The 26,786-nt window shown below is 45.3% G+C and carries 26 protein-coding genes; 7 read left to right on the top strand and 19 right to left on the bottom strand.

Annotated features, from left to right (window positions below; all coding sequences use genetic code 11):
* The 16 genes from dnaE to rpsB form a co-directional block, all read right to left on the bottom strand.
* Window positions 1-2,303: DNA polymerase III subunit alpha (gene dnaE / locus L9Q40_RS19335; protein ID WP_498794249.1), on the bottom strand; the 2,303-nt coding region annotated here is incomplete at its 3' end.
* 79 nt (window positions 2,304-2,382) lie between these two features.
* Complete coding sequence (rnhB, locus tag L9Q40_RS19330) at window positions 2,383-3,036, bottom strand: ribonuclease HII (protein WP_020335137.1); 654 nt, start codon at window positions 3,034-3,036, stop codon at window positions 2,383-2,385.
* Between the two features lie 8 nt (window positions 3,037-3,044).
* Window positions 3,045-4,184, bottom strand: coding sequence for a lipid-A-disaccharide synthase (gene lpxB, locus L9Q40_RS19325; RefSeq protein ID WP_498794248.1), 1,140 nt, complete (start codon window positions 4,182-4,184; stop codon window positions 3,045-3,047).
* A gap of 112 nt (window positions 4,185-4,296) precedes the next feature.
* Window positions 4,297-5,085, bottom strand: coding sequence for an acyl-ACP--UDP-N-acetylglucosamine O-acyltransferase (gene lpxA / locus L9Q40_RS19320; protein WP_020335139.1), 789 nt, complete (start codon window positions 5,083-5,085; stop codon window positions 4,297-4,299).
* Between the two features lies 1 nt (window position 5,086).
* The gene (gene fabZ, locus L9Q40_RS19315; protein WP_014232754.1) at window positions 5,087-5,539 is read right to left on the bottom strand and encodes a 3-hydroxyacyl-ACP dehydratase FabZ; all 453 of its coding nucleotides are present in this window, start codon (window positions 5,537-5,539) and stop codon (window positions 5,087-5,089) included.
* 253 nt (window positions 5,540-5,792) lie between these two features.
* A complete protein-coding gene (gene lpxD / locus L9Q40_RS19310; protein WP_498794247.1) occupies window positions 5,793-6,824 on the bottom strand; it encodes a UDP-3-O-(3-hydroxymyristoyl)glucosamine N-acyltransferase in 1,032 nt (343 codons plus the stop codon).
* A gap of 6 nt (window positions 6,825-6,830) precedes the next feature.
* Window positions 6,831-7,340, bottom strand: a complete 510-nt coding sequence (locus L9Q40_RS19305; protein ID WP_014232756.1) for an OmpH family outer membrane protein — start codon at window positions 7,338-7,340, stop codon at window positions 6,831-6,833.
* Between the two features lie 13 nt (window positions 7,341-7,353).
* Window positions 7,354-9,768 carry an outer membrane protein assembly factor BamA gene (bamA, locus tag L9Q40_RS19300; protein ID WP_243974400.1) on the bottom strand — a complete coding sequence of 805 codons (2,415 nt, stop codon included), beginning with the start codon at window positions 9,766-9,768 and terminating at the stop codon, window positions 7,354-7,356.
* A 43-nt stretch (window positions 9,769-9,811) separates the two neighbouring features.
* Window positions 9,812-11,170, bottom strand: a complete 1,359-nt coding sequence (rseP, locus tag L9Q40_RS19295) for a sigma E protease regulator RseP (RefSeq protein ID WP_498794246.1) — start codon at window positions 11,168-11,170, stop codon at window positions 9,812-9,814.
* Complete coding sequence (ispC, locus tag L9Q40_RS19290; RefSeq protein WP_498794245.1) at window positions 11,170-12,375, bottom strand: 1-deoxy-D-xylulose-5-phosphate reductoisomerase; 1,206 nt, start codon at window positions 12,373-12,375, stop codon at window positions 11,170-11,172. Before ispC ends, rseP begins: the two co-directional genes overlap by 1 nt.
* A 50-nt stretch (window positions 12,376-12,425) precedes the next feature.
* Complete coding sequence (locus L9Q40_RS19285; protein ID WP_041170259.1) at window positions 12,426-13,268, bottom strand: phosphatidate cytidylyltransferase; 843 nt, start codon at window positions 13,266-13,268, stop codon at window positions 12,426-12,428.
* A gap of 12 nt (window positions 13,269-13,280) precedes the next feature.
* Entirely contained in the window at window positions 13,281-14,036 is a 756-nt protein-coding gene (gene uppS / locus L9Q40_RS19280) for an undecaprenyl pyrophosphate synthase (RefSeq protein ID WP_014232761.1), read from the bottom strand.
* Window positions 14,037-14,132: 96 nt separating this feature from the next.
* A complete protein-coding gene (gene frr, locus L9Q40_RS19275) occupies window positions 14,133-14,690 on the bottom strand; it encodes a ribosome recycling factor (RefSeq protein WP_014232762.1) in 558 nt (185 codons plus the stop codon).
* Window positions 14,691-14,785: 95 nt separating this feature from the next.
* Entirely contained in the window at window positions 14,786-15,517 is a 732-nt protein-coding gene (gene pyrH, locus L9Q40_RS19270) for a UMP kinase (RefSeq protein WP_005494271.1), read from the bottom strand.
* Between the two features lie 147 nt (window positions 15,518-15,664).
* On the bottom strand, window positions 15,665-16,510 hold the full coding sequence (gene tsf / locus L9Q40_RS19265) for a translation elongation factor Ts (protein ID WP_329350547.1): 846 nt from the start codon (window positions 16,508-16,510) through the stop codon (window positions 15,665-15,667).
* A 131-nt stretch (window positions 16,511-16,641) separates the two neighbouring features.
* A complete protein-coding gene (rpsB, locus tag L9Q40_RS19260) occupies window positions 16,642-17,370 on the bottom strand; it encodes a 30S ribosomal protein S2 (protein ID WP_014232764.1) in 729 nt (242 codons plus the stop codon).
* A gap of 395 nt (window positions 17,371-17,765) precedes the next feature.
* Here rpsB and map point away from each other — a divergent pair, with 395 nt between their 5' ends.
* The 3 genes from map (at window position 17,766) to L9Q40_RS19245 (ending at window position 21,893) form a co-directional block, all read left to right on the top strand.
* The gene (map, locus tag L9Q40_RS19255; protein ID WP_014232765.1) at window positions 17,766-18,644 is read left to right on the top strand and encodes a type I methionyl aminopeptidase; all 879 of its coding nucleotides are present in this window, start codon (window positions 17,766-17,768) and stop codon (window positions 18,642-18,644) included.
* Between the two features lie 99 nt (window positions 18,645-18,743).
* Window positions 18,744-21,368, top strand: a complete 2,625-nt coding sequence (gene glnD, locus L9Q40_RS19250) for a bifunctional uridylyltransferase/uridylyl-removing protein GlnD (RefSeq protein ID WP_498794244.1) — start codon at window positions 18,744-18,746, stop codon at window positions 21,366-21,368.
* A gap of 141 nt (window positions 21,369-21,509) precedes the next feature.
* On the top strand, window positions 21,510-21,893 hold the full coding sequence (locus L9Q40_RS19245; protein ID WP_014232767.1) for a DUF3461 family protein: 384 nt from the start codon (window positions 21,510-21,512) through the stop codon (window positions 21,891-21,893).
* An 84-nt stretch (window positions 21,894-21,977) separates the two neighbouring features.
* On the opposite strand, the gene truC is transcribed toward L9Q40_RS19245, so the two are convergent.
* Window positions 21,978-22,754 (bottom strand): tRNA pseudouridine(65) synthase TruC, encoded by a 777-nt coding sequence (truC, locus tag L9Q40_RS19240; protein ID WP_498794243.1) that lies wholly within the window; start codon window positions 22,752-22,754, stop codon window positions 21,978-21,980.
* A 5-nt stretch (window positions 22,755-22,759) separates the two neighbouring features.
* Window positions 22,760-23,074, bottom strand: coding sequence for a YqcC family protein (locus tag L9Q40_RS19235; protein WP_020335152.1), 315 nt, complete (start codon window positions 23,072-23,074; stop codon window positions 22,760-22,762).
* Window positions 23,075-23,153: 79 nt separating this feature from the next.
* Here L9Q40_RS19235 and L9Q40_RS19230 point away from each other — a divergent pair, with 79 nt between their 5' ends.
* Window positions 23,154-24,191, top strand: a complete 1,038-nt coding sequence (locus tag L9Q40_RS19230; RefSeq protein WP_372377223.1) for a DUF3549 family protein — start codon at window positions 23,154-23,156, stop codon at window positions 24,189-24,191.
* A gap of 13 nt (window positions 24,192-24,204) precedes the next feature.
* Window positions 24,205-24,504, top strand: coding sequence for a DUF3301 domain-containing protein (locus tag L9Q40_RS19225; RefSeq protein WP_498794242.1), 300 nt, complete (start codon window positions 24,205-24,207; stop codon window positions 24,502-24,504).
* Here the strand turns inward: L9Q40_RS19225 and L9Q40_RS19220 are convergent.
* The gene (locus L9Q40_RS19220; RefSeq protein WP_020335154.1) at window positions 24,464-24,949 is read right to left on the bottom strand and encodes a GNAT family N-acetyltransferase; all 486 of its coding nucleotides are present in this window, start codon (window positions 24,947-24,949) and stop codon (window positions 24,464-24,466) included. The genes L9Q40_RS19225 and L9Q40_RS19220 overlap by 41 nt on opposite strands.
* Before the next feature lie 1,045 nt (window positions 24,950-25,994).
* Between L9Q40_RS19220 and L9Q40_RS19215 the strand changes: the two genes are divergently transcribed.
* Together L9Q40_RS19215 and L9Q40_RS19210 are read left to right on the top strand one after the other, a co-directional pair.
* On the top strand, window positions 25,995-26,288 hold the full coding sequence (locus tag L9Q40_RS19215; RefSeq protein ID WP_498794241.1) for a hypothetical protein: 294 nt from the start codon (window positions 25,995-25,997) through the stop codon (window positions 26,286-26,288).
* Entirely contained in the window at window positions 26,285-26,728 is a 444-nt protein-coding gene (locus L9Q40_RS19210; RefSeq protein WP_014232775.1) for a YaiI/YqxD family protein, read from the top strand. Before L9Q40_RS19215 ends, L9Q40_RS19210 begins: the two co-directional genes overlap by 4 nt.
* Window positions 26,729-26,786: the final 58 nt, after the last annotated feature.

Below are 26,786 nucleotides of genomic sequence, written 5' to 3'. Positions count from 1 at the left end.
GAAACCAATGCGTATGCGGCAGAGTGCGATTTGTTAAAGCCGTAGCCAGCGAACTTTTCTACCAAGTCGAAGATTTTCATCGCCAACTCGCCGTCGACGCCATTCTTCACCGCGCCTTCCTCGAAGGTAGCACGCTGCTTGGCCATCTCTTCCGGCTTCTTCTTACCCATCGCACGACGAAGCATGTCCGCGCCACCAAGCGTGTAGCCAGACAGTACCTGCGCGATCTGCATTACCTGTTCCTGATACAGGATAATGCCGTAAGTCGGATCGAGAATTTCTTTTAATGACTCGTGTTGCCACTTTTCATCAGGGTAAGAGATCGCTTCCCGACCGTGTTTACGGTCAATAAAGTTATCTACCATGCCTGATTGCAATGGACCCGGACGGAAAAGTGCCACCAGTGCGATAATGTCTTCAAAACAGTCGGGCTGAAGTCGCTTGATAAGCTCTTTCATCCCACGCGATTCCAACTGGAATACGGCGGTGGTTTCTGAGTTTTGTAACAAGCGGAACGACGCCTGATCATCAAGCGGGATAGATTCTATACGAACCGGCGCTTTACCTTCACGTTCTAAACGCGGGTTAATCAACCCAAGCGCCCAGTCAATAATGGTCAGTGTACGAAGACCAAGGAAGTCAAACTTAACCAAACCCGCAGTTTCAACGTCGTTCTTATCAAACTGTGTTACCGGGAAATGACCTTCTGAATCCGCATAAATTGGCGCGAAATCCGTAATCGTGGTTGGTGAAATAACCACACCACCCGCGTGCTTACCTGCGTTTCGCGTACAACCTTCCAAGATGTGGCACATGTCGATGAGTTCTTTAACTTCTTCATCTGCCTCATAGAGCTCAGGAAGTGCTGGCTCGGCTTTGAATGCTTTATCCAGCGTCATACCAGGATCTGGCGGGATAAGCTTCGAGATTCGGTCGACAAAACCAAACGGATGACCAAGCACGCGGCCCACATCACGAATTACCGCTTTGGCAGCCATAGTACCAAAGGTAATGATCTGAGATACCGCATCGCGCCCGTACATTTCTGCTACGTGATCAATCACCTGGTCTCGTTTATCCATACAGAAGTCGACATCGAAATCGGGCATGGATACACGTTCTGGGTTCAAGAAACGTTCGAAGAGAAGATCATATTCTAGTGGGTCAAGGTCTGTGATTTTCAGTGCGTATGCCACCAGAGAGCCCGCACCCGAACCACGCCCTGGACCTACAGGAATATCATTGTCTTTCGACCACTGGATGAACTCCATTACGATCAGGAAGTATCCCGGGAAGCCCATCTGGTTGATAACGTCCAGCTCGATTTGCAAACGTTCATCATATTCAGGACGACGCTTTTTACGTTCTTCTTCATCCGGAAACAGGAACTCCAGACGCTCTTCCAGACCTTCGCGAGACTTCATGACCAAGAATTCAGTCTCTTTCATTCCCTCCGTTGGGAACGCAGGCAGGAAGTACTCACCCAAACGAACGGTGACGTTACAACGCTTGGCTATCTCAACACTGTTTTCCAGTGCTTCAGGAATATCCGCAAACAGCTCACACATTTCCTCCTCACTGCGGAGGTATTGCTGTGGGCTGTAATTTTTTGGTCTGCGAGGATCTTCTAATGTGTAGCCATCATGGATCGCTACGCGAATCTCATGGGCATCAAACAAATCAGAACTAAGGAAGACCACTTCGTTTGTTGCAACAACAGGCAGATCCACTTGCTCTGCCAGTTCAACGGCGAAGTGCAAGTAGGTTTCTTCATCCGGACGGCCAGTACGGAGTAATTCTAGGTAATAACGATCTGGAAAGTGCTGTTTGTAAAATTCTACACAGCTCTGGACTAAGTTACGGTTACCTTTGAGCAACGCTTTGCCGATATCACCATTTTTACCGCCAGAAAGGACGATTAACCCTTCTGACATCTCGGCTAACCAAGACTTATCAATCACTGGCTGATGCTGGATATGACCACGTAAATACGCTTTGGAGATAAGCAGCGTCAGATTTTTGTAACCGATATTATCGGCTGCCAGTACTGTTAGCTGTGTCAGCTCCTCGCCGAACTCGTCAGATTGCATTTTGAAATCTGCACCGATGATCGGTTTTACACCGCAGCCATGTGCTGTGCCGTAAAACTTCACCAAACCACACAGGTTAGTGAAATCGGTCAATGCCATTGCAGGCATGCCAAGCTCGGCGACTTTCTTAACTATCGGTGGAACTTTGCTGATACCATCCACCATCGAAAAATCACTGTGAACTCGAAGGTGAATGAACTTGGGATCTGACATTAACAGGTACCGTGTAACTCTATTTTGTTTGGGATTCTAACCTAAAGGGAGTCGGGTTTATAACACCCATCCAATTAATTTAGCATTCTATGCCGAGTGCTCTCTTTACCGGCTTGAAGCTCTTGCGATGTTCATCAATCACACCATGTTGCTCTATTGCATCAAAGTGCGCTTTAGTTGGATACCCTTTGTGCTTTGCAAAGCCAAATTGAGGGTATTGTTTGTCGAGCTCTTCCATTTCTGTATCACGTACGACTTTAGCAATGATAGACGCAGCGCTAATCTCAGCGACTCGCAGGTCACCTTTGACCACCGCTTGTGCATCCATTGGCAACTCAGGACAACGGTTGCCATCAATAAGCACAAGATCTGGCTGAACATTTAAGCCAGCAATCGCACGTTGCATTGCCACCATGGTCGCTTGAAGAATATTTAACTCATCAATTTCTTGTGGCGAACAACGACCCACCGCCCAAGCGAGCGCTTTTTCTTTGATTTCCGGAAGCAAAGCTAAGCGCTTTTTCTCGCTAAGCTTTTTGGAGTCATTTAACCCTTCGATCGGGTTACTCGGATCTAAAATAACCGCGGCGGTCACGACATCCCCGACTAAAGGGCCACGCCCTACTTCGTCGACACCAGCGATAAGCTGATAGCCTTGTGGCGTTTCAAACGGTGGCAATTCGACCTTTGTTTTTGTCGTCTTGGTTTTGGTAGACTTAGCTTTCGCAACCATGTGGTTCTCTATTTCTTAATCAGTTCTAATACCGCGCTTGCGGCTTGTTGATCAGCATCTTTGCGGATCCAGTGATGCATTTCAGTAAACTTGTCGATCATTTCTCTATTATCGCTTTCCAATAGACGAGAGACTTCTTCGAACAGGTTCTCTGGCGTGCATTCATCCTGTAAATATTCTTTTACCAGTTCGTCATCAGCAAGTATGTTAGGTAATGACACATACTTGGTCTTCAGCAGACGTTTAGCTAAAAACGCCGTTAACGCATTAACACGATAACCAACCACCATAGGACGTTTTAGAAGCATGCACTCCAATGCAACGGTGCCTGATGCCAACATGACCGCATCTGAAGCAGTTATCACGTTACGTGCAGTATCATCCACCAGCGTAAAATTCAGCTCAGGCGCATGCTCTTTCCAAGCTTGCTCAAACTGCTCACGACGTTTTTGGTTGACCAGAGCCACGACAAATCTCAAGTCCGGGTATTTCTGATGCAGCAATTTACAGGTTTCAATAAACGGCTGTGATAGCATTTTTAATTCACTACCACGGCTACCAGGCAGTACGGCTAACCATTTTTTATCTTGCTCTAAACCCAGCAGCTCTCTTGCCGGTGCTTGCTCTGAGCGCAGTGGAATAGCGTCGGCAAGCGTGTGACCAATGAATTCACATGGCACATTAAACTTATCGTAAAACGCTTTTTCGAACGGAAGAAAGGCCAAAACCAGATTCGTCGCAGCTTCAATCTTAAAGATACGCTTTTGACGCCAGGCCCAAACGGAAGGGCTGACATAATGAACCGTTTTAATGCCCGCTTGTTTCAGATCCAACTCAAGTCGTAAGTTGAAATCCGGTGCATCAATACCGATAAAGACGTCTGGTGGATTTTCAGTGAAGTACTTCACTAATTCTGCTTTCACTTTTAGTAAGCGAGGCAAGCGACCTAGGACTTCAACCAAACCCATTACAGCCAACTCTTCCATATCGAAGAGGGATTCACAGCCTTGGACAATCATTTTAGGACCACCAATACCGACAAACTCGGCGTTTGGATACTGCGCTTTCACAGCTTTAATAAAGCCTTCGCCCAGAGTGTCACCAGAAAGTTCTCCGGCAATGATGCCAATACGTAATGGTTTTTCCATATCGTTCCCGCTCTATGTACTATGGATAAGGTAATTCCCTATCCATAAAACACAAAAAGATCGCAGCCCAATTAGGGGCGCGATCTTTTCAATTTATTTGAACATCCGTGAATTAACGAATGATACCACGTTCCGTGGTTTCCAGAATGTCAGAGAAACGCTTCACTGCAGGAAACTCTTGCGCCATTTCAGCCAAAACTGGCTTCACTTCTTCCAGCGTTTTACCTGAACGGTAAATTTCTTTGTACGCCTTTTGAAGAGCACGAATTTCTGGCTTCTCGAAACCGTTACGCTTTAGCCCAACTAAGTTCAAGCCAAATGGCGTAGCGTGGTTACCTTGCGCAAGCACATACGCAGGAACGTCCTGAACAACCGCAGAACAACCTCCAACATAAGCATAAGCGCCGACTGTACAGAATGGGTGAATCGCAGAAAGCGCCATTACGCCAGCGTAGTCATCTACCGTCACGTGGCCACCCAGAATCGAGTTGTTACCGATGTGAGTGTGATTTCCTACAACAACGTCGTGCGCAATATGAGCATTCACACACAGAAGGTTATCGTCGCCGATCACTGTGGTTGCTTTATCTTGAACAGTACCACGATGAACCTGAACCGCTTCGCGAATCACATTTCGGTCACCGATAACCACTGTTGTCTCTTCGCCGCCGTATTTCTTGTCCTGGTTTTCTTCACCAATGACAGCGTGCGGGAAAATACGGTTATCTTTACCAATTTTGGTATGACCTTTGATTACAACGTGAGACATGACTTCTGTGCCATCACCAATTTCTACCGTTGAGGTAATGTAGGTGAATGGCCCGACGGTCACATTAGCGCCAATTTTGGCACCTTCTTCTACCACCGCTGCCGGGTGGATTTTAGCGGTTTCATGAATCATATTAAAACTCTCGACGAGCACACTTCAGCTCAGCTGAACATACTACTTCGCCGTCTACTTTCGCTACACCACGAAATGCAGCAATACCACGGCGCTCTTTCAGAAATTCAACTTCAATCACCAACTGGTCACCTGGAACGACTGGTTTGCGGAATTTCGCGCCATCTACACTAGCAAAGTAGTACAGTTCATTCTCTGTTGGTGCACCAAATGATTTAAATGCCAATAGACCCGTAGCCTGAGCCATCGCTTCAAGAATCAAAACACCTGGGAATACGGGTAGTTGAGGAAAGTGACCTGTGAACTGAGGTTCGTTAACCGACACATTTTTAAGCGCGTGAAGGTATTTCTCTTCTTGGAAGTCAGTCACACGGTCGATCAATAAGAATGGGTAGCGATGAGGTAAAAGCTCTTGAATCTCAGAGATGTTCATCGTTTTCTTTTCAGTAGTCAAAGTCGTATTCCTATATAAATTCTCTATAACCAAGATGGCACGGCAGCGGCAATAGCCGCAAAAAATTAAAATGCCTGCAAAGTGTATACCAGCTTGATGTTATATCAATCGTAGTAAACAGCTGTTCATTCTAGCTTGTTAATACGCTATTTCTGACCACTTACTTACTGTGATTGATATTCAATATACTAATAGCGCGTCATTATAGAAGAAAAAGACTCGCATTTCGCGAGTCTTTGCTCAGAATATGGAACTAAGATTCTTCTTTTGGCTCTAGCAGTTTCTCAACGGCTTTCAAGCGTTTATTCATTTCATCAATACGGTGAACTCGAGTTGCGGTTTTACGCCATTCTTTGTTCGTCTGTAGTGGAATACCCGATGAATAAAGGCCTTTTTCTTCGATACTGCGCATGACCATGCTCATACCGGTGATAGCGACACCATCTGCAATGGTGATGTGGCCATTAAGAACCGACGCGCCGCCGATCTGACAGTACTTACCAATTGTAGTACTGCCCGCCACAATAGTACCACCAGGCATCACGGTACCATATCCGATGTGAACGTTGTGCGCGATTTGAAGCTGGTTATCAAGAATCACGTTGTCTTCAATAACCGTATCTTCTAATGCACCACGATCAATTGTCGTACATGCGCCGATCTCAACACGGTTTCCGATACGCACAGATCCAAGTTGAGGGATTTTAATCCACTCGCCTTTGTCATTCGCATAACCAAAACCGTCAGAGCCGATCACTGTGCCTGATTGAACCAAACAATTATCGCCCAGAGAAACTTCATGATAGATAGTCACATTAGCCCAAAGCTTGGTGTTATTACCCAGCTTGGCATTTTTACCGATAAAGCAACCTGCACCAACAATCACGTTGTCGCCAAGTTCTACACCCGTTTCAATGACAGCGTTTGCCCCAATTGCAACGTTATCACCCATCTTGACGTCAGATGCGATCACGGCACTTGGCGCAATATCTTGTGCAGGTTGTGGGGTTGTGTCCATTGCCTGAACAACGTGCGCAAAAGCAACGTAAGGATCCGCAACAACAAGTGCATTACCTGAACATTTGTCTTTATGCTCTGCTTTTACCATCACAACCGTTGCTTGGCACTCAGATAAGTGCTTTGCATACTTTGGGTTAGACAAAAAGGTCACATCACCTTCTTGTGCTTTATCCATTGGAGCGACACGGCTAACAACAAGCGTGTCATCACCAAATAATTCGCCACCAGTAATTGTTGCCAACTCGGCTAATGTTAATGTCTTCATAACTTCTTATTTTAGAGCTTTAATTACGTCTTCAGAGATGTTGTATTCTGGCTTACCGTATTGAAGTGCAGAGATATCAATAACGAGATCGTAACCTTTGTTCTTCGCAACTTTTGTCACGGCATCTTGAATCGTTTTAAACAGCTTCGCTTTTTCTTCCGCTTCACGACGAGCACTTGCTTTATCTAGTGCTTGCGCTTTAACTTTGTACTCACTGTCTAGTTTTGCGATATCGATACGTAGCTTTTCAATCTCGTCCTGACCTAGAAGCTCGCCATCACGCTGTAGCTTTTCAATCTTCGTTTTTGCTTGAGATTGAATTTTCTTAAGTTCGTCGGCTTTACCTTTAAAGTCTTTCTGCATTTTTTGCAAAACAACTTCACGCTGAGGAAGTGCTTGAAAAACTTGAGCGGTATTCACGTATGCAATTTTTTGTGCCGCTTCTGCCGCGTTTGCAAACATTGATGAGCTAAGTACAAGAAGGCCAATCCCAGCCGCTTTGATCATTTTATTCAAAATATTTTCCTCTTTAGAAGGTTCGACCGATAGTGAAGGTGAAGAATTCTTCATCATCGCCATCATATTTCTTAATTGGTTTCGCTAGTGAGAATACTAGAGGCCCCATTGGAGACATCCATTGCAACGCCGCACCATAAGATGAGCGGTAATTGGTTGGATCTGAGTAGTCGTAATAGTATTTATCACCATACTCCGCACCTGAGTCGCGGTAGTCAAATTCCGTATCCCAGACACTTGCCATATCGAAGAAGATACTGGTACGAATTTGATTACGAACTTCATCCGATGCGAACGGCGTTGGAACAATAAGTTCCAGGCTTGCCAATGCGACGGCGTTACCACCTACAGCATCGTCTGTTGCCGTATCAGCACCATTGTTTGAGCCCGAGTAATCACGGTATACCGCTTTAGGACCAACCGAGTTGGAGCCGAAACCACGTAGCGATGTAAAGCCACCTGCGTAGTAGTTTTCGTAGAATGGGAACAAATTATCGTTACCATTCGTTTCACCGTAGCCATTACCATAACCTAGGCGACCACGGAACAAGAGCGTGAACTCGTGTTTTTCGGTCAAAGGCATGTATTGACGAACATCGTACTGCATTTTGAAGTACTGAACATCAGAGCCAGGTACCGTCATTTTGTAAAACGCGCGTTGGTGATTACCTGCCGTCGGGAAGTAACCACGGTTCAGGTTATTGCGTGTCCAGGAGATATTGATGTCAAAATCGTTAGTGTTCAATGAACCATCTGAATCAATATTGTCCGCTTGCGCACGCAAGAACTGCTCTACCTGTAAGTAAGGTGATAAGTTACCGATCTTGTTGTGCGTGTAGCCAACACCAAACTCAAAGCGGTTTAGCTCATCGAATGGGAAACCCCATGTCAGGCTACCACCGTAACTTTGGTTGGTGTAGTCAACGATACCCGCTTCAGAGGCTTCAAACTCATCGTAGAAGATCTTACCACCCAAACTTACCCCATCGAGGTTCCAGTATGGGTCGCGGTAATCTAAGCTGATGTTCTTTTGGTAATCGTTCATCATGGCATTAATACCAACGCGATTACCACTGCCTAAGAAGTTGTCCTGCTGTAGACCAACCTGGAAGCTGACACCAGATTCAGTACCGTAGCCAACACCAAAGTTGACACTACCTGAGTTCGCTTCTTTCACTGAGTAAACAAGATCTACCTGATCATCACTTCCTGGAACACGAACGGTTTGTACTTCAACATTTTCAAAGTAGCCAAGACGGTTAAGACGAGTTTTACCCGTTTCAATCGACTTAGAATTTAACCAGCTGCCTTCCATCTGACGCATTTCACGACGAAGCACTTCATCTTTTGTCGCGTTGTTACCCGTAAAGCGAATATCACGAACATAAATTCGGTTACCCGGGTCAACGTTTACAACCAATGAAACTTCTTTGTTTTCATCGTCAAATTCAGGAATGGTATTTACCTGCGGATACGCATAACCAGACTCACCTAGAACGCGCTTAACGCCTTCTTCCATCGAAGTGACAAGTGAACCATTGTAAGTTTCGTTGCTTTCAAATGGCACCATGCTTTCGAACGCATCTTGTTCACCTACAAGGTCACCGCGGAATTTTACGTCCTTAACGGTGTAAACCTCTCCCTCTTCCAAGCCAAGAGTAATGTATACCCCTTTCTTGTCAGGAGAGATTGCTACCTGTGTTGAATCAACGTTAAATTTCAGGTAACCACGATCAAGATAGAAAGACTTCAGCGCTTCGATATCACCAGCAAGTACCTGCTTTTGGTATTTTTCATCAGCTAGGAAATTCCACCAAGGCACGTCAACATTCAAGTTGAAACGGGACAATAGTTCTTCGTCAGAAAAGACTTCATTACCAATAAAGTTGATTTGCTGAATTTTTGCCGATACACCTTCGGTGAAGACAAACTTCAGATCGGAACGGTTACGAGGCAATGGAGTAACGACCGCTTTTACTGTCGCGTTATATTTACCCACGCTGTAGTAAAAATCTTCCAAGCCTTTTTCGATATTGCTTAGCGTTGTACGGTCAAGCGCTTCACCTTCACGAATACCTGATGCGTTCAGGTTTTCTTGTAGCTGCTCGTCCTTGATTGCTTTGTTACCTGAAAATGAGATGCTAGCAATGGTCGGACGCTCTTTTACTTGAACAACAAGCACCTCACCATCACGCAGTACTCTCACATCTTCAAAGTTACCAGATGCGTACAGTGCGCGGATAATTTCTGCAACATCGCCTTGGCCAATGGTATCACCGACGCGGACAGGCATTTTCAGCAACGCAGCACCTAGTGCAACACGCTGCAATCCATCGATTTCAATATCTTGAACTACGAAGTTCTCTGCTCCATTTGCAGACACACTGGTCGCCAGTAAACTTGCAAATAGAATTCGCTTAATCGCCATACTTGTTCTAATTATTCCTTGCTACTGCTTTGTCTCTGAACTCTCACAGACGAGTAAAATCATTAAATAGCGCTAACGCCATGAGCGAGAAGATGATCGCACCACCAATTCGGTATCCCATTTCCTGTATTCTTTCTGGAACTGGGCGTCGAATAACCGCTTCAATTGCAAAAAACAACAAGTGACCGCCATCCAACATTGGTAAAGGTACGAGGTTAATAATACCTAGGTTAACACTAATTAGAGCGAGAAAACCTAAAAAATAGACCAGACCATAGTCTGCCGTCGCCCCGGCCCCTTTCGCAATTGAAATAGGGCCACTCAGATTATTCAGGCCAACGTCGCCGACAATCAGTTTTTTAAGCATACTGACAGTCAGCCCGACAACTTGACCCGTTTTATCAATCGCTTTGCCAATTGATTCGAATACACCAAACTGTAAATCGAAGCGATAACTTTCGGGCCATTCTGCGACTTCAGGGGCAATGCCCGCGAAGCCAATGACGTCTTTGTTAGCCAGCTCACGACTGCCCGGGGTCAACGTTAATGTCTGATGATAACCGTCACGTAGAACGGTCAACTCGATTGGTGTGTTTGGGTTAGAGCGAACTGCTTCTACCACATCATCCCAAACGGCCACCGTCTTACCAGCAATCGAAACAATTTCGTCTCCTGGCATTACTCCGGCTAGCTCCGCAGCACCACCTTCTGTAACTTGCTGGATCGTCGTATAAATCTCCGGTGTATACGGTTCAAAACCTAGAGAGTGCATCGCAGACTCTGTTTCCGGATCAAATTGCCAATCACGAAGGTCGAGCGTCTTTGTCACCTCAGAGCCGATTTCATCATTTGCTTCCACGGTAACTGTCATCAAATCATCACCAATATGAGAAATCAATCCCATATTTACTGATTCCCAGTCCGGAGTTTTGATACCAGAGATTGCTTTTAGTTCCATCCCAGATTCAATTCCTGCCTCAGCAACAATCGAATTGGGCGTAACATCACCCACTACAGGCTTAACTGCGGGTACACCAATGAGGAAAACCAGCCAATAAGCAAAGATAGCAAATAAGAAGTTAAAGATGGGGCCAGCAGCCACAATCGAGGTGCGCTTCCAAAGCGGCTTTTGATCAAAAGCTAAGTGCTTTTCATGTTGGGGAACGTCATCAACACGGCTATCCACCATTTTGACATAGCCGCCAAGAGGGATCATAGAGATGCTGTATTCGGTTCCGTCTTTGCCCATCTTTTTCCAGATTGACTTACCAAAACCGATTGAAAACTTTTCAACTTTAACGCCGCAACGACGCGCAACCCAAAAGTGACCAAACTCGTGCACAGCCACAAGAATGCCAAGTGCAACGATAAAAGAAACGAGATTCCACAAAATACCAGTCATTAGCCACGCTCGCGTATCAATTCAAGGGCGATAGTTCTAGCCATTCTATCTAGCTCTAACAAGCTTTCCAAGCTATTCACATTCTCAGCTTTGCAGCTTGCACTGATTTTATTCAACACAGACCCATTGATGCGAGCTATGTCAGTAAAACCAAGGCGATTATTTAGAAATGCATCAACAGCGACTTCATTCGCTGCATTAAGTGCCGTCGTCGCATGTTGACCTTCGTAACACGCATCAATCGCCAGTTTCAAACATGGGTATCGCGCAAAGTCAGGCTGCAAGAAAGTCAGCTCACCCACCTGAGTGAAATCCAGCGGTTTAACCCCTGCATGAACGCGAGACGGGTAAGACATGGTCAGCGCAATTGGCGTTGCCATATCTGGCTCACCCATTTGAGCCAAAACAGAGCCATCGCGATACTGCACCATAGAATGAATCACTGACTGCGGATGAATAATTACTTTTAACTGCTCGCGTGATGCGTTAAATAGCCATTTCGCTTCGATGTACTCTAAGCCTTTGTTCATCATTGTCGCAGAGTCAACCGAGATTTTTGGCCCCATTGACCAATTAGGGTGTGCAATAGCCTGTGCTGGCGTGACTTTTTCTAACTCAGCAATGTCAGTATAACGGAATGGCCCACCAGAGCCTGTCAGTAAAATATGAGAAATTCCATGCTCATCTAGATGACATCGACCTAAACTGGTTTGAACTTGCTCTGGAAGACACTGGAAAATAGCATTGTGCTCGCTATCGACAGGCAGCAACTCTGCACCATACTGCTCAACCGCATCAATGAATAGCTGCCCTGACATGACCAATGCTTCTTTGTTCGCCAGTAATACTCGTTTACCTGCTTTTACCGCGGCCATCGTAGGCAATAAACCAGCAGCACCGACAATCGCCGCCATTACGCTATCGACTTCATCTAATGAAGCAACATGACAAAGAGCGTCAACACCACCAAGTACCTCTGTACCCGGAGCTAAAGAATCGAGTTCAGACTTCAGCGCAGTGGCCGCAGACTTATCCGCCATAACAGCGTATTTAGGCTGCCATATACGACAAAGTGCCACCATCTTTTCAACGTTAGTACCGGCTGCAAGTGCTACGACAGAAAATAGCTCTGGATTCTGTTCGACCACTTTAAGTGTGCTTGCACCTATAGAACCTGTTGCACCAAGAATCGTTAACTTTTGCATGTTGTAAGACCGTTATAAAAACTCAGGAGCGTAAAGCCGCTCCCGATAAATTAGAATACGTAGTAAAGAAGAGCAAAGACGGGAAATGCAGCGGTTAGGCTATCGATGCGATCAAGCACGCCGCCGTGTCCTGGAATTATATTACTGCTGTCTTTAATGCCTGAGACGCGTTTGAACATACTTTCAACCAAGTCGCCAAGCACGGAAATGACAACCGTGATAAGCGTGATGATCACCATATGAACTGAACTCGTGAAATGAATATCAAACCAGTCAGCGAATAACCAACCAACGAGCAGAGCAGCAATGATGCCTCCAATTAAGCCCTCGATGGTCTTATTTGGACTAACATTTGGCGCCATTTTGCGCTTACCCATACTTTTACCAGCAAAGTAAGCTCCGCTGTCTGCAGCCCATACCAAGAAACAAACGAAAAGAACCAGCTTTGCGCCGTGGTATGGATCTACCGTGATATCGGAAGCTCTCAGGATAATGACGCTCCAAAGAAAAGGAATTAACGTCAGGAAGCCAAAAATGTGCCTTAGAACAAGGCTACTCTGCCAAGTTTTAGTGGTTTTTGGGTAGGTGATCGCCATTAAGCTGGCAATAATCCACCATACGAAACCAAGTCCAAGCATAACATAGTGCGGCGTTGATAAGTGATTGAGACTATTTGCCTCAGGTGAGATGTAAAAAAAACTGAGTCCGGTAACAATTGCAGCCGGAATAAGCGCTGCAATTCTAGAACGACTGCCTGTAAACTGGGTCCACTCCCAAAATCCTAACAAGGTTATCGCTGTCAATGCGATGATAAAACCCATCAGGGGTAACTTAAAAATGCCTAAAATAACCAGGGGAGCTAAAATTAGTGCCGTTATTATTCTCTGTTTCAAACTAATTAGTCCTTATTGAGCTGCCATCAATGCCTTTACTTGTTCACCAGTGCAGCCAAAACGGCGCTCTCGGTTAATAAACCAGGTTACTGCTTCGACCAGACTGTCTTCATCGAATTCTGGCCAGTATTCTGGTGTAAAGTACATCTCAGCATATGCCATTTGCCACAACATGAAGTTGCTAATGCGGCACTCACCACTGGTGCGGATAAGAAGATCCACCTCAGGTAAGTCTGCCATGGTCAAATGCTCGGTGATTAATTGCTCATTTATATCCTCTACACGTATTTCACCATTACGTGCTTTTTGTGCTAACGCTTTGGTTGCCTGTGTGATATCCCATTTGCCGCCATAATTGGCTGCAATGTTGATCACCATACCAGTGTTTTCTGCCGTTAGCTTTTCTGCTTCGATAATCTTCTTTTGCAGGCGCTCGCTAAACCGGCTGGTATCACCGATCACTCGCAACTGTAAGTTGTTTTTATGTAATTTTTTTACTTCACTGGACAGAACTGAGATAAACAGCTCCATCAATAGGCCAACTTCTTCCTCGGGACGACGCCAGTTTTCGCTGCTGAAAGCAAATAACGTCATGGATTTTATACCAAGCCGAGAAGCCGCTGCGACCGTCTTACGAACCGCACTTACGCCTTTTTTGTGGCCGAATACACGAGGTTTTCCTTTGGACTTAGCCCAACGACCATTACCGTCCATTATGATGGCAATATGTTTAGGAAGGGAGTCAGAGAAGGCTTGAGAATTTTGCATAAGGAGTTAATTGAGTTCCATCAGTTGGACAGACTAACATAAAAAAACGCTGAGCTGTGAGCACAGCGTTTTCCAACAGTGATGTAAGTGGGAGTATTAAACTTCCATCAACTCTTTTTCTTTTGCAGCAAGAACTTCGTCGATCTTCTTAACTGCTACGTCAGTCAGTTTTTGGATCTCGTCTTGTGCTTTACGATCTTCGTCTTCAGAGATTTCTTTGTCTTTTAGAAGCGCTTTAAGATCGTTGTTTGCGTCACGACGGATGTTACGTACTGCAACACGACCACCTTCAGCTTCACCACGAACGATCTTAACAAGGTCTTTACGACGCTCTTCTGTTAGCGGTGGAAGTGGAACGCGAATGATAGTACCAGCAGACATTGGGTTTAGACCAAGGTCAGACATCATGATCGCTTTTTCAACTTTTTGAGTTAGCTCTTTGTCGAAAACTGTGATTGCTAGAGTACGTGCGTCTTCAGCTACAACGTTCGCAATTTGGTTAAGAGGAGTAGCAGCACCGTAGTACTCAACAGAGATACCAGATAGTAGGCTTGGGTGTGCACGACCAGTACGAACTTTAGAAAGGTTGTTCTTTAGCGCTTCAACGCTTTTGTCCATGCGCTCTTGAGCGTCTTTTTTGATTTCGTTAATCACGGTTTCACCTTAAAAATATCATCTTTCCTGAAGAAAGCTTAAAAGGGTTGAGCAAAGCGATACGCCATCCAACACTTCTTGGATGGCGTCTAGAATTATGCGTCAGAGTTGATCAGCGTGCCTTCTTCTTCACCCATCACCACGCGACGTAGTGCGCCTGGCTTGTTCATGTTAAATACGCGGATAGGCATTTTGTGGTCACGAGCAAGTGTGAACGCAGCCAAATCCATTACTTTAAGCTCTTTATCCAGAACTTCTGCGTAAGATAGCTTATCATACAGCTCTGCGTCTGGGTTTGCTACTGGGTCAGCAGTAAATACACCATCAACTTTTGTCGCTTTTAGAACTACGTCTGCTTCAATTTCGATACCACGTAGACACGCTGCTGAATCCGTTGTAAAGAATGGGTTACCTGTACCTGCAGAGAAGATAACAACGCGGCCTTGACGAAGTTCACGAATCGCATCAGCCCAATTATAGTCGTCACATACGCCTTTAAGAGGAATTGCAGACATTACACGCGCGTTTACGTATGCACGGTGCAGAGCGTCACGCATTGCAAGGCCGTTCATTACTGTAGCAAGCATACCCATGTGGTCGCCCACTACACGGTTCATGCCAGCTTCTGCAAGACCAGCACCACGGAACAGGTTACCGCCACCGATAACTACACCAACCTGAACACCTAGTTCAACAAGTTCTTTAACTTCTTGCGCCATACGATCAAGGATCGCTGGATCAATACCAAAACCGTCTTCACCTTGAAGAGCTTCACCACTCAGTTTTAATAGAATACGTTGATACGCTGGTTTAGGGTTCGTAGTCATGGAGTTTACCTTCCAAAGAGAGTTGTTGATTAACAGTCATGGATAGCCACAAGCTTGCTTATAGCTATTCATCACGGCAAATCGTCTACTGCTCATAAAAAGACCGCAGCCAAGGCTACGGTCTAATTTTTATGCAGTCTCTAAGGATTAACCTTTTTGAGCCGCAGCAACTTCTTCAGCAAAGCTCATTTCTGCTGCTTTCTCGATACCTTCACCTACTTCTAGGCGAACGAATGTAGCAACTGAAGCGCCTTTTTCTTTCAGAATTTCACCTACAGTTTTCTTAGGTTCCATAATGAATGCTTGACCAGTTAGAGAGATTTCGCCAGTGAATTTCTTCATGCGGCCAACAACCATCTTCTCTGCGATCTCAGCAGGCTTGCCTTCGTTCATAGCGATTTCAACTTGAACTTCTTTCTCTTTAGCTACTACGTCAGCTGGTACGTCTTCTGGGTTAACGTACTCTGGCTTAGAAGCTGCAACGTGCATTGCAACGTGCTTAAGAGTTTCTGCGTCGCCTTCACCAGCAACAACAACACCGATTTTCTCACCGTGACGGTAAGAAGCGATTGCAGCACCTTCAACGTACTGTACGCGACGGATGTTGATGTTCTCACCGATTTTAGCTACTAGAGCTACGCGAGTTTCTTCGAATTGAGCTTGTAGTTCTTCAACTGAAGCTTTTGAAGCTAGAGCTGCAGCTGCAACTTCGTCTGCGAATGCAGTGAAGTTACCGTCTTTAGCAACGAAGTCAGTTTGGCAGTTAACTTCAAGAAGAACAGCAACGCCGTTTTCTTCTTTGATGATGATTGCGCCTTCAGCAGCAACGTTACCAGCTTTCTTAGCTGCTTTCGCTGCGCCTGATTTACGCATGTTTTCAATTGCTAGTTCGATGTCTGCGTTTGCTTCTACAAGCGCTTTCTTACATTCCATCATGCCAGCGCCTGTGCGCTCGCGAAGTTCTTTAACTAGAGCAGCAGTTACAGTTGCCATTCTGTATTCCTCGTTTGATTCGAAATAAGGTAAAAAACAGGGGCCTAACATTGTTGGCCCCCATTACTAACTATAACTTAGTTTATGCTACACAAAGGTTTCACATAGACCAAGTGTGGCTAGAGCCGCTATTATTCAGCTTCTACGAAACCGTCTTTTTCAGCAACTACAGCAACGTCTTTGTTACGACCTTCAGTTACTGCTGAAGCAGCAGCGTTTAGGTATAGCTGTACTGCGCGGATCGCGTCGTCGTTACCTGGGATAACGTAGTCAACGCCGTCTGGGTTAGAGTTAGTATCTACCACAGCGTATACTGGAATACCTAGGTTGTTAGCTTCTTTAATTGCAATGTGCTCGTGATCAGCGTCGATTACGAATAGAGCGTCTGGTAGGCCGCCCATATCTTTGATACCACCAAGAGATTTCTCTAGCTTCTCCATTTCACGAGTGCGCATTAGAGCTTCTTTCTTAGTTAGCTTGTCGAAAGTACCGTCTTGAGACTGAGTCTCTAGGTCTTTTAGACGCTTGATAGACTGACGAACAGTTTTGTAGTTAGTTAGCATACCGCCCAACCAACGGTTGTTCACGTAGTACTGGTTGCTTGCGATAGCAGCTTCTTTAACAGCTTCAGATGCAGCGCGCTTAGTACCTACGAAAAGAACTTTACCTTTTTTCTCGCCAACTTTAGCAATTTCAGCTAGAGCGTCGTTGAACATTGGTACAGTTTTTTCTAGGTTGATGATGTGAACGCGGTTACGAGCGCCAAAGATGAATGGCTTCATTTTTGGGTTCCAGTAACGAGTTTGGTGACCGAAGTGAACACCAGCTTTCAGCATATCGCGCATTGATACAGTTGCCATTTTAAAATCCTCTATGGGGTTAGGCCTCCACATCCCCCATAACTCCGACCAAGCTTCTGCTCAGCACCCCGGAATATGTGACGGAATGTGTGTGATTTAAAGATAAAAGTTTGTCGGATGAAACCAGCTTCGTTGCTTTAGCTTTGACTAAGCAAAGAGAACAGACCTCTATTCCGGCGCGCTTTATATCATATTTTAGCTCAAGATGGCTAGTAAAAATTGTTTCTTATACTTTTCACTTTAGGCACGATACCTCCCTACTCAGCCTTAATTCTCTTACTACACTTCAAGTAAGAATGACTCATATTCTTAACTGGCTTGGGTTCATCGCCCGATGTCTGTTAGAATGCGGCCATTCGCACGTTTACGTGCTTACGAATAAGTAGAGAAAGCCAATGTCAATCAAGATTAAAACTGCTGAAGAAATCGAACGCATGCGCATTGCGGGCAAGCTTGCCGCTGACGTTCTAGAGATGATCGAACCGCACATTAAGGTCGGCGTGACGACAGAAGAACTCAACAAAATTTGTCATGAATACGCACTAGAAAAAGGCGCGTACTCGGCACCACTTGATTACCATGGATTCCCTAAATCGATTTGTACGTCTATCAACCACATCGTCTGTCACGGCATTCCAGCCGAGCAAGATGAGGTTGGCAGCAACGGGCAACTTAAACCTGCAGTACTAAAAGATGGCGACATTATTAACGTCGACATTACGGTTATCGTTCCTAACGATGAAAACGCAGACCTGAGCGTTCGCCCTCAAGGTTACCACGGTGACACGTCGAAGATGTTCCTGGTTGGTGAAGTATCGCCTGCTAATAAACGTCTGTGCATGGTAACGCAAGAAGCGCTTTACGTGGGCATGCGTCAGGTTAAGCCAGGTGCTACGGTTGGTGATATCGGTACGGCCATCGAAAAGTACATTAAAGAAAACAATAAGAACAACCCTCGCAACAAGTTCTCTATTGTGAAGGATTTCTGTGGTCACGGCATTGGTGATGAGTTCCATGAAGAGCCACAAGTGGTTCACTACAAGAACAAAGATCGTCGTGTCCTAAAAGAAGGCATGTGTTTCACTATCGAGCCGATGATTAACGCCGGTAAGTTTGGTTGTAGTGTCGATGCACAAGATGACTGGACGGTATACACAGGTGATGGCAAAAACTCAGCGCAATACGAGCACACGATTGTGGTAACGAAAGAAGGTTGTGAAGTCCTGACACTTCGCAGCGACGATACCATTCCTCGCCTGATGAAAAACGCGTAATAATTTCACTCAATCATATCCCCGCCCTCGCGGGGATATTTTTTATCTGCATCAAATTTGTTAGATTGCTAATAGTTTTAGCTTGCACGGATAGCAAATATGTCACTTCAGTCCCCTCTTACGTTTACCGATGAACAAATCAATATCGGGGAACTAAAACAAGAGCTAGAGAGATTTGGCTCAGAACAAAAACAAGAATTTCTTAATCACCATCCAGTTACGAGCTTGGTTCTCGCCCGAGCGGAGTACATGGATTTGCTTCTAAAGCGATTGTGGCAACACTTTGGCTTCAACGATATTTACAATATCTCTTTGGTCGCCGTAGGTGGTTATGGTCGCGGAGAGCTTCATCCATTATCTGACATTGATATCCTGATTCTTTCAAATAAAAAATTACCGACTTCACTAGAAGCAAAAATCAGCGAGTTCATTACGCTTTTATGGGACCTCAAACTGGAAGTGGGTCACTCCGTTCGAACTGTTAGTGACTGTGCGGAAATTGGTCGACATGACCTTACTGTCGCCACCAACCTTCAGGAAGCTAGGCTGCTGTGCGGCAGCGAAGACACCTTCCAGGCGCTAAAAAAAGTCGTGTTATCCGACTCATTTTGGCCAAGTGAAACCTTTTATCGTGCCAAAATACAAGAACAGAGAGAGCGTCACGCTCGTTATCACGACACCACTTACAACCTAGAGCCTGATATCAAGTCAACACCTGGTGGCCTGCGCGATATTCATACGCTTAGCTGGGTTGCTCGCCGACACTTTGGTGCTACCTCTTTGCTCGAGATGAGTCGTTACGGCTTTTTAACCGATGCTGAGTACCGCGAGCTGGTCGAGTGTCAGGATTTCTTGTGGCGTGTTCGTTTCGCTTTGCACTTAGAATTACGCCGCTACGACAACCGTCTGACTTTCGCTCATCAAGCTCAAGTTGCAGAGAGCCTTGGCTACGTTGGCGAGGGCAATCGTGGGGTCGAAATGATGATGAAGGAGTTTTATCGTACCCTTCGTCGTGTTGCAGAGCTGAACAAAATGTTGCTCAAGCTGTTTGACCAAGCGATCATCAATGGTGGCATCACTGAAAATGCTGAAATATTAGATGGCGATTTTCAGCGACGCGGCTCATTGATTGAAGCCCGCAAGCCAGCTTTGTTTCAGGCTCGACCAGAAACCATACTCGATATGTTCTTGCACATCGCGAATGACTCCACTATTGAAGGGGTCAGCCCCCCTACTTTACGTCAGTTGCGAACCGCTCGCCGCCGCTTGAATAAGTTCCTGCATACCATCCCCGCTGCGCGTGAAAAGTTCATCGCGTTGTGCCGCCACCCAAATGCATTGCACAAAGCATTTAGTTTGATGCACCGACTTGGCGTCATGGCCGCTTATCTGCCGCAGTGGAGCCAAATTGTTGGCCAGATGCAGTTTGACCTTTTCCACGCTTATACCGTTGACGAGCACAGCATCCGTTTATTGAAGCACATTCATACGTTTAACGACCCAGCGAATCACGAGAAGCATCCAATTTGTTGCGATATCTACCCTCGCATGCAAAAGAAAGAGCTGCTGATCATTGCAGCAATTTTCCATGACATTGGTAAAGGAAGAGGTGGCGATCACTCGGTGATTGGTGAGGGAGAAGCGTATGATTTCTGTATAGAGCATGGGCTTTCTAAACCAGAAGCGAAACTCGTCAGCTGGCTGGTAAGACACCACTTGCTAATGTCCGTTACCGCTCAACGACGCGACATCTACGATCCGGACGTGATTACTGAATTCGCCAAAAAGGTTCGTGATGAAGAGTCACTGGAATATTTGGTTTGTCTGACAGTCGCGGATATCAGTGCGACCAATCCAGAACTCTGGAACGCCTGGAAACGTACCCTACTTGCGGAGCTATTTTACTCTACACAGCGTGCTCTGCGTCGAGGCCTGGAAAACCCGGTTGATGTGCGTGAACGCATTCGCCACAATCAACAAATGGCATCAGCGATGTTACGCAAGGAAGGGTTCTCAGCGCGTGAGATAGAAGTGTTGTGGCAACGCTTCAAGGCCGATTACTTCCTGCGTCACACCCATACTCAGATTGCGTGGCACTGTGCGCACTTACTGCGTATGGACGATCTAACCAAACCATTAGTGCTGATCAGTAAAAAAGCCACTCGTGGTGGTACTGAAGTTTTCGTTTACAGCAAAGACCAACCAGCGTTATTTGCGACCGTCGTAGCTGAGCTGGACAGACGTAACTTCAACGTGCATGACGCGCAGATCATGACGAGTAAAGACGGACATGTCATCGATACCTTCATTGTTCTAGACCAACACGGTGAAGCAATCGATGAGTCTCGCCATGCGGCGGTGATCAAACACTTAACTCATGTGTTAGAAGACGGCAGGCCAACAAAGATTAAGACCCGTCGCACCCCGCATAAACTCCAACACTTTAATGTCAAAACCAAAGTGGATTTCTTACCAACCAGAGGTAAGAAACACACCTTAATGGAATTTGTTGCGTTAGATACCCCGGGCTTACTAGCCAAAGTCGGGCGTACTTTTGCGGATTTGAATATTAATATTCACGGCGCAAAAATTACGACTATCGGAGAACGAGCGGAAGACTTATTCATTCTCACCAGCGGTACAGGCGGAAGACTCAGTGAAGAGCAACAAAATGCGTTGCGAGAGCAGCTCATTGAGACACTTTCTGAGGCGGTCACCGATTAAGTAAAGGAACTCGAATAACGTGGGCAAGAGTGATAGCGATCTTGCCCACAAGTTGAGCAATTTAACTAATTATCAGCTATCTAGCACGTACATAGGCTGCTAAAGTAAAACTGGTATCATTTCCGTATATAGAGGTAGCCTATGTTTCCACACCTCACTGGTTTGGGCATTCAAGACCCAAAACAGATTGAACGTTATTCCCTTCGTCAAGAGGCACATAAAGATGTGCTGAAAATCTACTTCCAAAAACAAAAAGGCGAGCTCTTCGCCAAAAGTGTCAAATTTAAATACCCACGCCAAATCAAAAATGTACTTGTAGACAGTGGCAGTCATCAATACAAAGAAGTCACCGAAATCAATCGCAACCTTACTTTAGTTATTGACGAACTGAATAAAATCACTAAACCAACCAAAGTGGCTGAAGTCGACGTCAAAGAGAAAATCTTGTCTGATCTTCGCCATTTAGAAAAAGTCGTATCAAGCAAGATCGCAGAGATCGAAGCGGATCTAGAAAAACTCAAGTAACGATTGAAATACATAAAAATAATAAAGGGGTTGGTAAGTTCACCAACCCCTTTTTCTTTCGTTTTTTAAGAATGAACGAGTCCGTTAGCTCTTTGGACTAACAAGCCCTTCATCCCATTCAAATCGAGCAAATAACTGCTGCCATGTCTCATCGATATTCGCTTTCATCACGATCTCTTCATTGGTAAACGGATGAACAAAACGAAGCTCTGATGCATGCAATAACAAACGGTGAGAATCAAATTCAGTTCGATACAGTTTGTTGTGCTTACCATCACCATGAGAAGTGTCACCCACTATCGGATGACGTAAGTGGGCCATATGACGACGAAGCTGGTGCTTACGTCCCGTTTTGGGTTTCATTTCCACTAGACAATAGCGCGTGGTTGGAAACTTCCCGGTAGAGTACGGCACTTCAACTTTTGCCAGAGGTTTATAAGCTGTGACAGCTTCTTGCGCTTCTTTTTCCTGAGAAGCGAACTTGTCCGCAATTTTATCCAATTCGACTTTAAGCGCATAATCTAAAACGCCCTCTTCCTCAATCCAGCCGCGCACGATGGCATGATAGGTTTTTTCCATTTTATGCTCAGCAAACATCGGCATCACTTGAGATGCGATCTCACTGGAAAGTGCGAACACTAGTACTCCAGACGTTGGTCGATCTAAACGGTGCAGAGGAAAAACGTGCTGGCCAATTTGATCACGCAACGTTTGCATGACGAACTGGGTTTCGTGTTTGTCTAACCAACTACGATGTACCAGCATACCGGCAGGCTTGTTCACCGCTACAAAGTATTCATCTTGAAAAACAATCTCCAATTCTACTGGAGAAACGGCTTGTGATGTTTCTTGTTCTGACATTGAGGTTACTTACATAGTTCGTCGATAGTTCGGATGGTGACCAATAGCTCAGCGTATTGCGGCTCTTGTTTCCACACCTCTGAAAAATAGGGTTCAATTGAAAAACCACGTGGCAAAGGCTGGTTACTTTCAACCAAAACGCGCATTCGGGCAATAAATATCCACTGTAACCATTCATGTGGATGAAGGGTATCTATCGCAAACGGCTCTACACTTTGTAATGCTTGTGGCGATGGCATCGTTTGTTGCCAAAGTTGGTGCTTGTGCAGTTGCCCTTCAAGTTGGTGAAGTAATTCCGCCAATTTTGTGCTTGTAGTCATTAACTTTTACATATCGAACCTTGAATTAGCCGAGAATGATACCATCTCTTGTGAAAAGAACGTTAGGACGTCGTATTTAATGGAAAACATTCAGACCCTCACTCAATTGCTGCACAACAGCAACTGTGATTATCAAATCTTCGACCTTGGTCGTCGCATCAAGGCCATTGAGCCACAAGTCTTTGCCGATGTGGAAAAAGGACAGTGCCCGTACCCTTTCCCGATGCAGCGCAAAGCACATCTGGCCATCGCTTACTGGAATGAGCAAAAGCAACCTTGGATTTGGTTTCTTAAGTTCGAGCTCGATGAACGCGGCCTATTGAAGCAGTCTGATATTGGTAACTTCATAAAATACGTGGTTGAAGCGATGGGGACGCGTCTGAGTGACGATATGTCTGAAGATCAGCAACAAAAGCTGTCCAATAACCCATACACCTTCAAGCCTTCTGAAGACAAAATGGCGGTATTCCATAGCTTAATTCGCTCTAGTTTGGATCTGCCAACCAGCCAGTATTACGAACATACACAGCACTATTTCTCTGGTGGTCTTGGCTGGGAAAACTGGCAAACTGTCGGCCTGCAAGGTATTACCGACATGGCTGCTCGCTTAGGCAAAGAACAAAATGCCGTAGCCCTGCGCAAAGCCATTCACCATCTACCAAACGAGCCTTTGTATGCACTGTTAGGGGCACTAGAACACGTAGACCTTCAAGAGCGTCTTGCAGAGCGTATCGCTGAAAAAGCACACAAAGAAATAGAGAGCAACGAACCCGATCTATTCTTGCTGTCTGCACTCATTCGAGCATTAGCAGGAGCACCTACAAACATAGCTCTTCCTGTATTAAAAGCGATTCTGCAAAGCCCTCGTCTCAGCCACCAAGAAGTACTGATTGGTATTGCAGGACGTACTTGGCATTTGCTAGCCGACGCAGAAATCGCAGAACAATTCTTACTACGTCTTGCTCAAACTGGCAATCAAACCCTTTTTAATCAACTGTTTGCTGATTTAGTTATGCTGCCAGAACTGAGAATGGTATTTCTGCCATTGCTGCATTCCAGTCCATCCGAAGAGTTGACGCGTGCGCTCGTCAATTTACAGCAAGCGACAAAGGGTTAATAAAGGATTAGGGATGATAGGAGATCTACTGGCAATATTAGGACTGTGCTTTTTCTGTTTTCTATTTTGGCAACAGCGCCGTCAATCTGAACTGGCAAAAGCAGCAATAACACGGAAATGTGATCAGTTGGATCTCCAATTGGTGAGCATCGCTTTTGGTGCGCATAAACTAAAAACGCCAGGTGGACTCTGGCGTTGGCATACTGTGTATCAATTTGAGTTTTCATCCCTTGGCGATGACTGCTACCAAGGGGAATTGACTATGGTTGGTTTCAGGCCGCAGAGCTTTCACCTACCGCCTCATCGCTTGTAAAGGTCATTTCAAAGTAAGGACCGTATAAGTCCTTACTTTCGCGGGTGACAACAAAACCAAGTTTTTCCAAAACAGCCAATGAAGCGTGATGGCCACTATTAACATTTGCGGTAACTTTGTGCAGGCCTAACTCTCGACAAGCTTTCGGGAAGAAAGCCTTCAGCGCTTCTGTCGCTAACCCTTTCCCCCAGTAAGCTTTATCAAAGATAAATCCTAGCTCTGGCTCAGAGTCGAGCTGAGAAATAAAGATATGCCCCATATAATCACGGCTGGAACTTTCGAGTACAGCCAGACTATAAATATTTCTATCATCCAGTATTTTTTCAAATAGTTGTTTAGCAGACGCTACAGTATGCGGACCGTTCATTTCGGCGCGGTTTTTTGCGCAGCAGTTAAGCATTACAAACTCGAGTTGTAACGACTCATCGTAGGGTAGAAGAAGCATTCTTCTGGTCACTATGGCCACATCATTTCCTTGATTGCAACAAACCAAAAATACCCGCATATCGCGTATTCTAAAGATACGATTCATCACCTGCGGGGCATAAAACTTTGTAGAAAAGCCAAAAGTAAACCAACTGATTGGAATGGGCACTATTCGATAATTGCTTAATTAACAACATGTTGAATTGCAATTTATTATTATATTGTTCTTATCTTATGATAATAATTTTATTAAAGTCACTAAATGCCATGTAGGAATCGTCTGACAATGTTGTCAGTTCTTAACGACTTCCTTATTTTTGGTTGTATCAGCCATTCGAGCGCAATTAATCGCCTCTTCTCACCAATGACGTCAAACTGACCAAATTTAAAGCATTTACTTTAAACAAGAAAAACCCCGACACAAAAGTATCGGGGTCATGATCTTACTCGCAGCAGTCCGGCTACTAAATAATGCTCCATGCATCATCCATAATAGTGACTGAATCCATCAGTCCTGTCCTTCGTCGCCGTCCTAGCGGTGTCCTTATCAATCCTGATAGCCAACATTCCCCGTTAGCGCACTTCACTTGTTCCTTGAGCGGTGTCCATTGCATCGTCCTGATGCTGTCCTGCCTCAATCCTATGAGGGGTCCATTGTCTATCCTTAGTCATCAACATCCTATTGATGATTGTGTCCGTACAATGTCCAGTGCTCCGTGCTTGTTCACTCATCCCAAGTGACCAAAACGTCTTCCTGACGACAACCAATCCGTGTTGCTTTCCTGTTCCGTGTCTGCATCCTGCTGACAAGGTTTAATTTACTCTTTTCTTTTGCAATCACAATCATGCCCACTAACATTTTTTCAGAACTCAATTGTTAAATAAAAGTTAAAATCAAATATATCAATGCATTACAACAAGGTCTTTCTGTTTATCTGCTAAAGAAATCGTTTTCTCTCACACCGCTTGTAAGAGATCTCTCACAAGATGCGATCCAAATTGCCATTCGCTAAATGTAGCCGCTCGACGTATGATGATAACAATATCGTTGTTAAGGATTGAAAATGTTAACCCAAGACGTCACTAAAGAACTGGAAACGGTAATGGAACAGCTCCAACAAGAGGGCAAAGAACCGAGTGTGGCTCTAGTTAAAGCACGCATGAAAACGCCAGTCCCTATGCCTGCACTCATCACTGCGCTTAAGAGCTGGAAGAGCGCTAATCGTGTTCCAAAAATTGAAATCGCCGCACAAAAAACATCGGAAGAAGAACGTCTGACTACGCTTGAAAATACAATCGCACAATTGACGGCACGTATTGAAGCGCTAGAAAACAAACTAGGCGAGAAAAAATCATGAAGCTTTGGGTAGACGCAGATGCTTGCCCAAAGGTCATTCGAGAGACCATTGTTCGCGCAGCAGAACGCACTGGTGTTGAATGCACTTTTGTCGCTAACCACATTGTTCCGGTTCCGAAAAGAGCAAATATTCATTCGCTTCAAGTACCGGCAGGCTTTGATATTGCCGACAACGAAATTGTGAGACGAGTGGAAGCCAATGATTTGGTGATCACCTCCGATATCCCACTCGCCGATGAAGTGATAACCAAGGGCGCACTGGCATTGAGTTCTCGTGGAGAGCTTTACACCAAAGACACCATTAAAGCACGCCTCAACATTCGTGATTTTATGGACACCATGCGTTCTAGTGGTATCCAAACCGGTGGTCCCGCTTCACTGTCACAAACTGAACGCCGAGAATTTGCCAATCACTTAGATAGAATTCTCGCCAAGCGTTAACCAAACGTCCAAAACGAAGAAAGCCTGCGAAGTTCGCAGGCTTTTTTTGGAGCTGTGT

This window comes from Allocatenococcus thiocycli (assembly GCF_921292965.1).
Lineage (GTDB): Bacteria > Pseudomonadota > Gammaproteobacteria > Enterobacterales > Vibrionaceae > Vibrio > Vibrio natriegens.
This window is presented reverse-complemented; position numbering and strand designations above follow the sequence as displayed.